The sequence below is a fragment of the Faecousia sp. genome (assembly GCF_048519415.1).
Classification (GTDB): Bacteria; Bacillota; Clostridia; order Oscillospirales; family Oscillospiraceae; genus JAZOXB01.
Genome location: NZ_DBFZUT010000023.1, coordinates 17,735 through 30,469, shown reverse-complemented (window position 1 = coordinate 30,469; position 12,735 = coordinate 17,735). Strand labels below are relative to the sequence as shown.

Genomic DNA, 12,735 nt, shown 5'->3' with positions numbered 1-12,735 from the left:
GCGCGCCTGGTGGAAGAAGTTCGTGCAGGAGAACCCGTATAACGTCGGCCTCGACTGCGCGATCCTCATGAACCCGCAGACGTGGGTCGCTTCCGGCCACCTCGGCGGCTTCTCCGACCCGCTGATGGACTGCCGCGAGTGCCATGAGCGCTTCCGTGCAGACAAGCTCATCGAGGACTACTGCGCCAAGACCGGCGAGGAGCTGCCGAAGCCCATCGACGCCTTCTCGCAGGCCGAGATGAAGAGCTTCATCGACGAGAAGAACATCTGCTGCCCGACGTGCGGCAAGCACAACTTCACAGATATCCGTCAGTTCAACCTGATGTTCAAGACGTTCCAGGGCGTCACGGAGGACGCGAAGAACACCGTGTATCTCCGCCCGGAGACGGCGCAGGGCATCTTTGTGAACTTCGTCAACGTGCAGCGCACCACGCGCCGCAAGCTGCCGTTCGGCATCGGCCAGATCGGCAAGTCGTTCCGCAACGAGATCACACCGGGCAACTTCATTTTCCGCGTGCGTGAATTCGAGCAGATGGAGCTGGAGTTCTTCTGCGAGCCGGGCACGGACCTCGAGTGGTTTGCCTACTGGCGCGGCTTCTGCAAGCAGTGGCTGCTCTCGCTCGGCATGAAGGAGGAGAACCTTCGCCTGCGCGACCATGACCCGGAGGAACTGTGCTTCTATTCCAAGGCGACGACGGACTTCGAGTTCCTGTTCCCGTTCGGCTGGGGCGAGCTCTGGGGCGTTGCCGACCGCACGGATTATGACCTGACGCAGCACCAGAACACGTCCGGCAAGGACCTGACGTATTTCGATCAGGAGAAGAACACGCGCTATATCCCCTATGTCATCGAGCCGTCCCTCGGCGTCGAGCGCTCGTTCCTGGCCTTCCTGGCCGATGCCTACGACGAAGAGGTCGTCGGGCAGGACAAGAAGGGCAACGACGACATCCGCACCGTCCTGCATCTGCACCCGGCCCTTGCGCCGTACAAGGCGGCCGTCCTGCCGCTGTCGAAGAAGCTCTCCCCGGCTGCCGAGGAAATCTACCATGACCTGCAGAAGGAATTCATGGTCGACTTCGACGATGCCGGTTCCATCGGCAAGCGCTATCGCCGTGAGGACGAGATCGGCACGCCGTACTGCATCACTGTCGACTTCCAGACCGTGGGCGACGAGACGACCCCGGCGGACCATGCCGTGACCGTCCGCGACCGCGATACCATGGAGCAGGTCCGTATCCCCGTTTCCGAGCTGAAGGCATGGCTTGCCGAAAAGCTCACATTCTGACATGAGCGCCCCGGAAAAGCGCAGCCTGCGCGAGCGGCTGCGCCCGAAGGAGCGGAAGCCTGCCGTTCGCTGGCTGCTGACGGTCCTGCTGCTGGCCGCGGCCGTGCTCGGGCTGCACATGCTGCTGCAGATGATCGGAACGCTGGATTTCTCCCGCGGCCGCTTCAGCTCCTACCTGCATGTGCCGAAGATCTACCTGCTGAACCTGCTGCCGGTCGCACTGCTCGTGGCCTTCACCTATTTCGCCACGAACCGCGCCTGGCTCGGCTTCCTCATCCCGTCCGTGCTGCTGTTCATCATGGACTTCGTCAACTATTTCAAGGTCACGCTCCGCGGCGACCCGTTCGTGGCGGAGGACTTCCTGACCATCGGCGAGGGAGCGGGCATCATCGGACAGTATACCCTGCATTTCCCGGCAATGTTCTTTGTGGGTATCGCCCTCATTGCCGCCGGGACGATCGTCCTGCACCGCTGGGCGCGCGGCCGCGTGCCGAAGAAGCGCTGGTGGCTCCGCGTTCTGGCGCTGGTGCTCATCGTGCTGCTGGGCTTCGGCGCATGGGAGCTCTGGTACGGCAATACGGACCTCTATGACAGCATGATGGAGGCGAATACCTCCCTCTTCAACGTCTGGAAGGACGCGGAGAACTATGCCTCGAAGGGCTTTGTCTACTCCTTCCTGAATTCGCTGGCGGAGGCCATGCCCCAAAAGCCGGACGGCTATTCCGCGCGGAAGGCAGAGGACCTGCTCAGCGCCTACCCCGAGGCGGATATCCCGGAGGGGCAGAGAGTCAACGTCATCGCGACGATGCTCGAGAGCTTCTCCGACTTGTCCATGTTTGACTCGGTGTCGGAGCGCTTTGTGCAGGACCCCTATGCGGACTTCCATGCCCTGCAGGCCGAGAGCTACACCGGTACGCTCATCTCCGATACCATCGGCGGCGGTACGATCAATGCCGAGCGTGCCTTCCTGACGGGCTACTCCTACCCGCAGCCTCGCTACCGCCGCGACACGGAGTCCTTCGTGCGCTACTTCCTTGAGCAGGGCTATGAGACGGAGGGCGGCCATCCCGGCTATGCCTGGTTCTACAGCCGCGAGAAGATCAACGAGCGCCTCGGCTTCGAGACATACCATTTCCTCGATGGCTACTACGAAAATCTGCTGACGGACGAAAACAGTCTGGACGGCCACCCGAACGACGAGACATTCTTCGCCGAGCGGGCCGAAAGCTGGGAAGCGCGCGATCCCTCGAAGCCGTGCTTCTCGTTCAGTGTCAGCTATCAGGGCCACAGCCCCTATGCGGACGACACCCTCGTCTGGGGCGAGACCTACATCCCGCACGAAGGCATCTCCGATGCGGCCTACTACACCGTGAACAACTATCTCGGCAGCGTGGCCAGCACCGGAAAGCAGCTTGCAGCCTATGTCGACTCGTTCCGCGACGACCCCGAGCCGGTCGTGCTCGTCTTCTTCGGCGACCACAAGCCGACGCTCGGCGCAGGCAACAGCTTCTATGAGGAGCTTGGCGTCAACGTGCAGGAGGGAACGGCAGAGGGCTTCTACAACCTGTATACCACGCCGTATCTCATCTGGACCAACGATGCTGCAAAGGCTGTGCTTGGAAGAAGCGACATTGGCACCGGCCCGACCATCTCGCCGTGCTATCTCATGTCCGTGCTCTTTGACTGCTGCGGCTGGGAAGGCCCGTCCTGGATGCAGCTCCAGCGGCAGACCCGTGCGGTGCTGCCCGTCATGCAGAGCCGCGGCATGTATCTTGTCGCGCAGGGCAGCGCTCCGACTGCCTCACAGGGCATCGCCTTGCTGACCTACACGCTTTCCGGCGACGCGCTGCAGGCAAAGCAGAACTATGCCATTGCAGAATACTACGTCCGCCGCATTCGTCCCACGCAATCCTAGCATCCCGCTTCTGCGTTTTGAAATAACTCGAAAAGGAATGATCACTATGGAAAAACTTTACGGCAAACAGCTCGAAATCATGGCTACCAAGGCACGGCTGCTCGGACTTGACGCCGTTCATACCGCCGCGTCCGGCCATATCGGCGGCAGCCTCTCCGCGATGGACATCCTCACGACGCTGTACTTCAACGTCATGCAGGTCGACCCGGCCAACCCGCAGGACCCGGACCGCGACCGCTTTGTGCTGTCCAAGGGCCACTGCACGCCGGCTCTGTACCCGGTGCTGTCCCTGCGCGGCTTCTTCCCGCAGGAGGATCTGAAGCTCTTCCGCTCCATCAAGGGCCATTACTCCGGCCATCCCGACATGCGCCACGTCAAGGGCGTCGACATGTCCACCGGCTCCCTGGGCCAGGGCATCTCCGCTGCCGTCGGCATGGCGCTGGCAGGCAAGCTTGCAAAGAAGGACTACCGTGTCTATGCCCTGCTGGGCGACGGTGAGATCGCCGAGGGCCAGGTCTGGGAAGCCGCCATGTCCGCTGCGAAGTATCATCTGGACAACCTCTGCGCCGTCGTCGATGTCAACGGCCTGCAGATCGACGGCGCGACGAAGGACGTCATGCCGTCCGAGCCGCTCGATCAGAAGTTCGCCGCCTTCAACTGGAACGTCATCCATGTGAACGGCCATGACTACGATGCGCTCATCGCCGCGTTCGAGGCCGCTGCCGCCTGCAAGGGCAAGCCGACCGTCCTGATCGCCAAGACGACAAAGGGCAAGGGCGTGTCCTTCATGGAGAACAATGCCGGTTGGCACGGCAAGGCACCGAACGATGAGCAGTATGCACAGGCCAAGGCTGAGGTCGAGGCCAAATTAGCGGAACTGGAGGGCAAATAAGATGGCTGGAAAAATTGCAACCCGCGCCGCCTATGGCGAAGCGCTTGTCGAACTGGCAGAACAGTATCCGGAGCTGGTCGTCTTTGACGCCGACCTCTCCAACGCGACCATGACAAAGGGCTTTGCGGCCAAGTACCCGGAGCGCTTCTTCGACATGGGCATCGCCGAGTGCAACATGACCGGCGTCGCTGCCGGCATGTCCACCTGCGGCTTCAAGCCCTTCACGAACACGTTTGCGATCTTTGCCTCCGGCCGTGCCTGGGAGCAGGTCCGCAACTCCATCGGCTATCCGCACCTGAATGTCAAGGTCGTCGGCTCACACGGCGGTCTGTCCGTCGGCGAAGACGGCGCGACCCATCAGTGCACCGAGGATCTGGCCCTGATGCGCGTCATCCCCGGCATGAAGGTTCTGTGCCCCTGCGACGGCTACGAGATGAAGCTCGCCGTCAAGGCGCTGCTCGAGTATGACGGCCCTGCTTACCTGCGCCTGGGCCGCGCTGCCGTTGAGACCGTCACGGACGAGATCGAGGGCTACAAGTTTGAGCTGGACAAGGGCGTCACGCTGAAGGACGGCAAGGACGTCACCGTCATCGCCACGGGCCTCATGGTCCAGATGGCGCTGAAGGCCCGCGAGATGATGGCTGCGGAGGGCATCTCCGTCCGCGTCATCGACATGCACACCATCAAGCCGCTCGACGGCGAGCTGGTCAGGAAGGCCGCGCTCGAGACGGGCTGCATCGTCACCTCCGAGGAGCACAGCATCATCGGCGGCCTCGGCGGCGCCGTTGCCGAGTATCTGAGCGAGAACTGCCCGACGCCGCTCGTTCGCCATGGCGTGAACGACGCCTTCGGCCGCAGCGGCACGGCCAACGCCGTGCTCGAGGCCTACGGCCTGACGCCGGAGGTCCTGTGCGACAAGATCCGCGAAGCGCTGGCAAAGAAACACTAAGATTCCTTGCCTCCGCCCTGCTTCAGCGGGGCGGAGGCTTTCTGTTATGGAGGACCGATCTATGATACGACCTGTCACGTCCGCCGACCGCGCCGTGCTGCGCGAGCTGCTGGCGGAATTCTACGATACGGACGCCGTGCTGCACCCACTCCCCGCATCCTACCACGACGCGGCGCTCGACGAGCTGTTCCGCTCGGACAGCCTGCAGCGCGCCTGCCTGCTCGAGCAGGACGGCGAGACTGCGGGCTATGGCCTGCTCTCGCTCAAATATTCCCACGAGGCGGGCGGGCTGGAGCTGTGGGTGGAGGAGCTGTATGTCCGCCCCGCCTTCCGCGGCCGCGGCCTGGGCCATGAATTCTTCGCATGGCTGCGCGGCCTTTCCGCAGCGGAGCACATCCGCCGCATCCGGCTGGAAACGGAACCGGAAAACGAGCGTGCAGCGGCACTCTACGCCCGCATGGGCTTTTCGCCGCTGGGCTATTGCCAGATGTTCCGGGAGGAAGCAACATGATCTATCTTGACAACGCCGCCACGACCCGGCCCTGCGCCGAGGCCGTTGCGGCCGTGAACGATGCGCTGACCGCCCGCTGGGGAAACCCGAGCGCTGTCCACCGCCTCGGCATCGAGGCGGCCCGGCTGCTGCGCGCCGCCCGCCAGGACGTTGCCGAGGCCATGGGCGCGGAGACGGAGCGCGTCTTTTTCACCTCCGGCGGCACGGAGGCCGACAACTGGGCCATTTTCTCCGCCGCCGAGCGGCTGGGCAAGCGCGGCCGCCACATCGTCACGACGGCTGTGGAGCACCATGCCGTGCTCCATCCCATGCAGAAGCTGGAGCAGCAGGGCTTTTCCGTCACCTATCTGCAGCCGGATGCCGAGGGCCGTGTGAGCCTTGAGTCCCTGCAGGCAGCCCTCCGGCCGGACACGATCCTCGTCAGCATCATGATGGTGAACAACGAATCCGGCGCGGTCATGCCCATTGAGCGCATGGCGCGGCTGACGCACCGCGTCTGCCCGAACGCCCTGTTCCACACGGACGCCGTGCAGGGCTTTTTCAAGGTCCCGTTCCGGGCGCGCACGCTCGGCGCGGATCTTATTTCCGTCTCCGCCCACAAGGTCCATGGAATCAAGGGCGCAGGCGCGCTGTACATCCGGCCCGGCCTGCCGCTGCCGCCGTTCGTGCTGGGCGGCGGGCAGGAGAGCGGCCTGCGCAGCGGCACGGAGGGCCTGCCCGCCATTGCGGCCTTCGCCGCCGCTTGCCGCGCCGCTCTGCCGAAGCGCACGGAATCCATTGCCCGCCAGCGCCGCCTGCTGGCGCAGGCACAGGAGCTGCTGCGTACCATCGACGGCGTACAGCTGCTCGGTGCGCAGGAAGCTCCGCACATTCTGAATCTCGCCGTGCCGGGTGTCCGCTCGCAGGGACTCATCAACGCCCTGCAGGAGCGCGATATCTACGTTTCCGCAGGCTCCGCCTGCAGCAAGGGCCACCGCAGCCATGTGCTCGAGGCCATGGGCGTTGACGCCGCGTGGATCGACGGCTCCGTCCGCGTCTCGCTCTCCGATGAGACGACGGAGGACGACATCCGCGCACTGGCCGAGGCCCTGCCCGCCGTGCTGACGGAGCTGCGGGGCGGAGGGCGGCGCGCATGACCCGCCCGCTCCGCAATCTCATCTCCGCCGTCACGCTCGCGGCCCTGACGGGCCTGCTCGTTCTGGCGGCCACACAGTGGACGGACGTCTTTTTCCGCTTCTATCCGTCGTTTTCCCGCTGGATCCTCGGCGTGCTGGCCGGGATCACGAGCGTTACGTCCTTCCCGCTGTGGGAGCCGGGCCTGTGCCTTATCGTGCTGTGGGGCGTCATCTCACTGATCCGCAGCCTTGTGCACCATCACTTTCTGCGCTGGCTCAGCGGGCTGCTGCTGACGCTGTGCGGCGCTGCCTTCTTTTTTATGGCCGTGTGGGGCCTGAATTATTTTGCGCCGCCGATGTCCGAGCGTCTCGGCATGGAAACGCAGGAGCGTACCGCCGCCGAGCTGCGCGAGGTCACGGCCTATTTTCTGCAGAAGGCCAACGAGACCGCGCCGCTGGTCGAGCGCGATGCCGACGGCGTCATAGAAGCAGCGGGGCTCTCACAGCTCGGCAAGCAGGCCGGGGCGGGCTATGAGACGCTTGCCAAAACGACGGACTGCTTCGACGGCTCCACGGCCCGGGTCAAGACGCTGCTGAGCAGCAAATGGTTTGGCAAAACGGGCACGACGGGCATTTTCATCGCCTTCACCGGCGAGAGCAGTATCAGCTCCACGACGTTCACGGCCTCCGTGCCGTTCACGATGTGCCACGAGATCGGCCACCGCATGGCCTTCGCCCGCGAGAACGAGGCGAATTTTGCCGCCTTCCTCGCCTGCGAGGCGAGCGATGATGCCCGCTTTGCCTATTCCGGCTACTACACGGCCTTCCTCTACTGCTACAATGCGCTGCGCAAGGTCGATGCCGCTGCGGCAAACGAGGTCTGGAGCGGCGCGTGCGATGAGCTCCGTGCCGACTGCGCCGCGGCGAACTCACACTATAAAAAAGTGGAAGACCAGAAGGTCTCCCAGGTCACGGATAAGATTTACAACAGCTACCTGCAGACGGTCGGTGTGGAATCCGGCCGCCAGTCCTACGGTGAGGTGGTCGATCTGCTGACCGCCTGGTACTTTACACAGGAGGCCACGCAATGAAACGAGCGCCCTGGCTCTATACCCTGATGCAGATCGCCCTGTGGAGCATCCATGGCGTTTTGATTTCCTATGCTCAGCGCTATCTTGCCGGGATGGGCATGCGCGACAGTGCCATCGGCCTGCTGCTCGGCGGCGCGACGGCGGCGGGCTTCGTGCTGCAGCCGCTTCTGGCCGCCGTATGCGACCGCTCGCGCCTGACGGTCCGCCTGACGCTGCTGACCGGCGGCGGGCTGATGCTGCTGTGCTGCGCGGCCCTCCTCCCGGCGGCAAAGAGCCTGACCCTGACGGCCGCGCTCTATGCTGCGGCCTGCTGCATGGCGCAGACCGTCCCGTCGTTCGTCAATGCCCTCGGTATGGCGGCGGAGCGGAAGGGCATGCGCCTGAATTTCGGCATCTCCCGCGGCGCCGGGTCCATCGGCTTCGGCCTGACAGCCCAGCTGGCCAATGTGCTTCTGCTGCGCGGCGGCCTGCGCACCGTGCCGCTCTACTCCCTCTGCCTTGCCGCCGTTCTGACGGCCACGGCGTTCTGCTTCCCCCGCACGGCGGAGGATGCGCCGGAGGCGGAGACGGAGCGGGCCTCCGGCCTTGGCCGGTTCCTGCGCGGCAGCCCGCGCTTCTGCCTGCTGCTGGCGGGCGCGTTCCTGCTGTTCTTCGGCCATAACACGCTGGCAAGCTATCTCTACCGCGTGGCCCAGTGGAAGGGCAACGCCGATGCGCAGGGAACGGCGACGATGCTTGCGGCCCTGCTGGAGCTTCCCATCCTGTTTGGCTTCCCATTCCTGCTGCGGAAGGCGGGCAGCGGGGCCTGGCTGCGGCTGTCCGGCCTGTTTTTCACGCTTTGGCTGCTGCTGACGCTCGTTCTGCCCGGAACGGCCGGGTTCTATCTGGCCCAGTGCATGCAGATGGGCGGCTTCGCCCTCTATACCGTCAGCTCGGTGTATTATGTCAACGAGATCATCCCCGTGCAGGACGCCGTCAAGGGCCAGAGCTTCCTTGGCGCGGCCGGAACGATCGGCGCGGTCGCCGCGAACGTGCTCGGCGGCGCGCTGCTCGACGCCTCGGGTGTGCCGCTGCTGCTGACGGTCTGCACGATTGCTTCCGCCGCCGGTGCGGCCATCGTGTGGTGCACCGTGCAGACAAAAAAGCACGCCGCCTGCTGAGTTCGACAGACTTCGCAGGCAGAACGTGCTATAATGGCGCTACAGCTTATCCAATGCGAGTGTACTTCCCGACCCCGGCGCGGCGCGCCGGACCCAAAATGCAGACTATCCCCTCGGATTTCATATCCGAGGGGACTTTTTTTGTATGGGCAGCGCCGCACAATTCATCATCGGCCTTCGCCGGATATTTTTTGCCGATCCATCGGTTCGGGAAGTTTGGAGTACACAAAGTACGCCTGCACTTCCCAAACCTTGGCTCGACCAAAAATCTCTCGGCGAATGCTCTCGATCAATTGTGCGGCGCAGCCCGAAAGAACGAAATAATGACCCGCATAAAGCTAGGCGAGAAGACCGTATTTGACCTTGATGCGGTCGAGCTTTTCGAGCATCGGCTCGCCGAACAGCCACAGGAAGCAGACCGTCGCCGCGGCGTGGACGCAGTCCACCGGGAAGCCGGAGAGCAGATAGGCCCCGATCGTTGCCCAGCTCACCGGGCTCTGCCACAGCAGGGCGGACGAGACGTTCATCAGCACGCCGTAGATGAGCAGGGCAGACAGCGCGCCGTAGATGCACAGGCTCACGCGGCCGCGCCGCAGCAGCCCGCGGCGGTAGAGCACGCCCGCCAGAAAGCCGCACAGGCCCATGGCGAACATCTGCCACGGCGTCCACGGCCCCTGCCCGTACATGACGTTCGACAGCAGCATGGCAAGCGCCCCCGTGAGGAAACCAGCCTCGCCGCCGAGGGCCACGCCGCTGACGATGACAAGGGCCAGCACCGGCTTGAACTGCGGCAGGGCGGAGAACGCCGCGCGCCCGGCCACGCACAGGGCCGAGAGCACGGCCAGCAGCACGAGCTCGCGCGCCGTCGGGCCGCGCCGCTCAAACAGCAGGGCGAACGGCAGCATGACCTCCAGCAGCACGAGCAGCGAGATGAACAGATATTTCCGGTCGCCCAGCAGATACACGCCGCAGAGAATCGTCGCGGGAACAGCCAGTGCGATCACGCCGAGCGAGACCCACGTCCGCTTGGTCAAATGCCTGCGCGGGCCTGCCTCCGAGGCGCGGCCCGTCCTGCGCGAGACGAGCAGCATCGCGCCGATGAGAAGAAACGCCAGCCCCACGCACAGCGCGCCCTGCGGCACGGCAGCCAGAAACGGGATCGAGATTTTGTGCGTCAGCTGCAGGAACAGCGTGACGACGCAGCCGAGCAGCCCGAGCGCGCCGAGGCTGCGCCAGTGCGGCAGCGGCTTGACCTCCGGCGGGTGCAGCAGGTCCTTCGGCGGGGCTGCGGGCGGCTCGCGCCGCTCCGGGGGCGGGGCCTCCGTGCCGCCGCAGGCGGCGATCAGCTCCTCGCACGTCACGGCCTGCGGCAGCAGGCGGCGGGCCATGCGGTTCGCGGCCGTCGTATAGAAGTGATTCCCGGCGAAGAAGTCCGTCGGGCCGCCCTCGGCTGCGATGGAGCCGTCGAACATCAGAAGGCAGCGGTCGGCATACTGCGCGCAGAATTCAACGTCGTGGCTGACCATGACGACCGTCGCGCCCTGCTCCAGCAGACCGTTCAGGATCGCGGCCAGCTCGCGCTTGACCTGCGCGTCCATGCCCTTTGTCGGCTCGTCGAGCAGCAGAAGCTCCGGCCCGGCCAACAGCAGCTTGGCCAGCGCGGCGCGCTGCTGTTCGCCGCCGGAAAGATCGTAGGGATGCCGGTCCAGCAGGCCCTCCAGACGGCAGAAGCAGGCCATTTCCTGCATGCGCCGCGCCTGCTCCGTCTCCGGCAGGGAGGCGAGCTGCTCCCGCAGCTCATCGCGGACCGTGGCGCGGTCAAAGAGCATCTGCGGGTCCTGCGGCAGAAGGCCGATGTGCTCGGTCCGGCAGAAGCGCTTGCCGCGCAGCGGGCGGCGCAGACCGGCCAGCAGGCTCAGCGTCGTCGTCTTGCCGCTGCCGTTGCCGCCGAGCAGGGCAGTCAGCTGGCCGCGGGCAAAGCTGCAGCTCAGGTCCTGCAGCACGTCCTCGCCGGCCTTTTCATAGCGGAACCAGACGTCCTTCAGGCCGAGCAGCTCCTCTCCGGCGGGGCGGAGCCTGCGCGGCGGGACGTCTGCCAGCGGGTGCGCGGCGGCGTAGCGCGCCAGCCACTGCCGCCCCTCCGTCACGGTCACGGGGCACTCGTCCGCGCCGACGGAGCCGCTGACGCGTACCGGCGTCGGCATGGAGAAATAAACGGGACTATCGGCCGCGCGCAGGGTGCGGCTGACCTCCTGCGGCGTGCCGTGGGCCAGAACGGTCTGCTCCAGCGCCAGCACGCGGTCGCACAGCGGCAGGGCTTCCTCCAGCCGGTGCTCGCTCAGGATGACCGTTGTGCCGAGCTCGCGGCGGATGCGCGCCACGGCGTTCAGAAAATCGGCGGCCGCAATGGGGTCGAGCTGGGATGTCGGCTCGTCGAGCAGCAGCACGCGCGGCTGCAGCGCCATGACGGAGGCCAGATTCAGAAGCTGCTTCTGCCCGCCGGACAGGGCCTCCACCGGGCGGGAGAACCATTCCTCAATGCCGAAAAAGCTTGCCATCTCCGCCACGCGGCGGCGGATGACCGGCGTGGCAAAGCCGAGGCTCTCCATACCGAAGGCCAGCTCGTGCCACACGCGGTCCGTGACGATCTGGTCGTCCGGCTTCTGCAGCACAAAGCCGATCTCGGCGGCCTGCCGCCGCGCGTCCAGCGCGGAAAGCGGCTCGCCGAAGAAGGAAATATCTCCCGTAAAGCTGCCGTGCGGCGTCAGCGCGGGCTTCAGCGCGCGCAGCAGCGTCGATTTGCCGCCGCCGGACGGGCCAATAAGCGTGAGGAACTCGCCCTCCTCCACGGAAAACGAGACGTCCTGCAGGGCAGAGACCGTCTCCTGCGGATAGGTAAAGCTCAGGTGCGAGACCGTGATGCCCGCCATTGGATCGCCTCCTTTGCGTCAAAGATCAGGGGAAATGCGGCCAGCAGCGTGAAGGCTGCCGTCCAGAGCGCAGCCTGTGCACCGGCCGCGCCGCCGGGCGCGGGGTAGTACCACCATTTCAGCCCGCCGGTCAGGCTCCCGGCCAGAACGGCCCCGCCCAGCGCGGCCAGTATGCCGAGGCAGATGCCGTCCCGCAGCGTAAAGCGGAACAGCGAAAACGCCGTTCGCTTCGGCAGACCATAGCCGCGGCTCTTCATGGAGTCCGCCGTATCGAGGGCATTTTCCAGTGCCCAGGTGACCACGATGGACACGACGCGACCGGCGCGGCGGATGCCCGCCAGCCAGCCGCGCTCCGCGGGCCGGGCCAGCTTCTGCGCCTGTGCGACCTCGCGCGTGCGCCGCAGCAGGCGCGGCACGAAGCGCAGGCCCATGGACAGCGTCAGGGACAGCGACGGCAGGATCCTGCCGAACAGATAGACAAATTTATCGGACGTCATCACGGCGTTCCACCCCATGAACCAGAGCACGGCCGTGCCGAGCCGCACAGCGGCGGAAATGCCATAGAGCACGGATTCCAGCGTGCAGGCGTTTCCGGAAGGGAAACGGAACAGGACGGTCACGCCCTGATGGGATACGAGCGGATTGACGACCGCCGCCAGCAGCATCAGCGGCAGCAGCATGGCCATCCGGCGGCCGAAGCCGCGGCCGGTGCAGCGCAGGGCGAACAGCGCCGCGCACACCAGCCCCGCAAGCTGCACGGCCGGATGGGATAAAAACATGGCAAACGCAAGCACCAGCACGAAGAACGTCAGGTCCACCAGCGGATGCAGGCGCGCAAAGCCGGAGCGCACTGGCTCTCACCTCACAAAAAACACTTTGATAAGTTT

General features: G+C 65.2%; 10 protein-coding genes. 8 read left to right on the top strand and 2 right to left on the bottom strand.

Annotated elements, in window-relative coordinates:
• From ACMKFF_RS02940 to ACMKFF_RS02905, 8 genes are all read left to right on the top strand, one after another.
• A partial coding sequence (locus ACMKFF_RS02940) for a glycine--tRNA ligase (RefSeq protein ID WP_419495971.1) occupies window positions 1–1,285 on the top strand: 1,285 nt, incomplete at its 5' end.
• A 1-nt stretch (window position 1,286) separates the two neighbouring features.
• Window positions 1,287–3,200, top strand: a complete 1,914-nt coding sequence (locus ACMKFF_RS02935) for an LTA synthase family protein (RefSeq protein ID WP_419495970.1) — start codon at window positions 1,287–1,289, stop codon at window positions 3,198–3,200.
• A gap of 46 nt (window positions 3,201–3,246) precedes the next feature.
• On the top strand, window positions 3,247–4,092 hold the full coding sequence (locus ACMKFF_RS02930; RefSeq protein ID WP_349134651.1) for a transketolase: 846 nt from the start codon (window positions 3,247–3,249) through the stop codon (window positions 4,090–4,092).
• Between the two features lies 1 nt (window position 4,093).
• On the top strand, window positions 4,094–5,041 hold the full coding sequence (locus ACMKFF_RS02925) for a transketolase family protein (protein ID WP_418487140.1): 948 nt from the start codon (window positions 4,094–4,096) through the stop codon (window positions 5,039–5,041).
• A gap of 61 nt (window positions 5,042–5,102) precedes the next feature.
• On the top strand, window positions 5,103–5,552 hold the full coding sequence (locus tag ACMKFF_RS02920) for a GNAT family N-acetyltransferase (protein ID WP_349134649.1): 450 nt from the start codon (window positions 5,103–5,105) through the stop codon (window positions 5,550–5,552).
• Window positions 5,549–6,688 carry a cysteine desulfurase family protein gene (locus tag ACMKFF_RS02915; protein WP_419495969.1) on the top strand — a complete coding sequence of 380 codons (1,140 nt, stop codon included), beginning with the start codon at window positions 5,549–5,551 and terminating at the stop codon, window positions 6,686–6,688. The genes ACMKFF_RS02920 and ACMKFF_RS02915 overlap by 4 nt, the downstream gene beginning before the upstream one ends.
• A complete protein-coding gene (locus tag ACMKFF_RS02910) occupies window positions 6,685–7,758 on the top strand; it encodes a DUF3810 domain-containing protein (protein WP_419495968.1) in 1,074 nt (357 codons plus the stop codon). The genes ACMKFF_RS02915 and ACMKFF_RS02910 overlap by 4 nt, the downstream gene beginning before the upstream one ends.
• Window positions 7,755–8,918, top strand: coding sequence for an MFS transporter (locus ACMKFF_RS02905; RefSeq protein WP_419495967.1), 1,164 nt, complete (start codon window positions 7,755–7,757; stop codon window positions 8,916–8,918). The genes ACMKFF_RS02910 and ACMKFF_RS02905 overlap by 4 nt, the downstream gene beginning before the upstream one ends.
• A 338-nt stretch (window positions 8,919–9,256) precedes the next feature.
• Here ACMKFF_RS02905 and ACMKFF_RS02900 read toward each other — a convergent pair whose 3' ends face one another.
• Together ACMKFF_RS02900 and ACMKFF_RS02895 are read right to left on the bottom strand one after the other, a co-directional pair.
• Window positions 9,257–11,848 (bottom strand): ECF transporter S component, encoded by a 2,592-nt coding sequence (locus tag ACMKFF_RS02900; RefSeq protein ID WP_419495966.1) that lies wholly within the window; start codon window positions 11,846–11,848, stop codon window positions 9,257–9,259.
• Entirely contained in the window at window positions 11,821–12,699 is an 879-nt protein-coding gene (locus tag ACMKFF_RS02895) for an energy-coupling factor transporter transmembrane component T (RefSeq protein ID WP_419495965.1), read from the bottom strand. The genes ACMKFF_RS02900 and ACMKFF_RS02895 overlap by 28 nt, the downstream gene beginning before the upstream one ends.
• Between the last annotated feature and the right edge of the window lie 36 nt (window positions 12,700–12,735).